The sequence below is a fragment of the Pullulanibacillus pueri genome (assembly GCF_014639255.1).
Lineage (GTDB): Bacteria > Bacillota > Bacilli > Bacillales > Sporolactobacillaceae > Pullulanibacillus > Pullulanibacillus pueri.
Window position 1 is genome coordinate 1 of record NZ_BMFV01000083.1, and the last position, 501, is coordinate 501.

Annotated in this window: 1 protein-coding gene; it reads right to left on the reverse strand. The window is 37.7% G+C overall.

All coding sequences use genetic code 11. The annotated features are described in order from the left end of the window. Positions 1–382: transposase (locus IEV91_RS21545; RefSeq protein WP_229745693.1), on the reverse strand; the 382-nt coding region annotated here is incomplete at its 3' end. Positions 383–501: the final 119 nt, after the last annotated feature.

Sequence of the window (501 nt, forward strand, 5' to 3'; positions counted from 1 at the left end):
GAATCATGTTTCGAACAATGAGATATAAGATTCTCCTGCCCTTTGGATTTCCTCGTTTATTGATATGATCTTGTCCTGTATATTTCCCTGATTGATATCTTCGGATATCAATACCAATAAATGCGTTAACCTTTTTGTGATTCGAAAAGCGAGATATGTCACCAAACTCACCAATAAAAAGCGCCGCGCTAATATCGCCAATCCCTGGGAGGCTTATAAGTAGTTCAAACTCCGAAAGCTTTTTACTTTTCTCAATCAATTGACCAGAAATGTTTTCTTTCTCCTCCAATAGGTGAAGCAGCTGTCGTGCGTAGTATTGAACCTTTTGTGTTTGAACACTGGTCGAGGAAACAGCGGGATAGGACTCTTTTGCGTAGTCCATTATTTGACCAGCTTTTTGCTTAGCACGATTTTCCGATATCCTTTTGGTGGTACTTTTTATCAAAAGGTTTTTGATTTTTGTTTGACTTGTTTGTAAAACAAATTCTGGATGAGGAAATA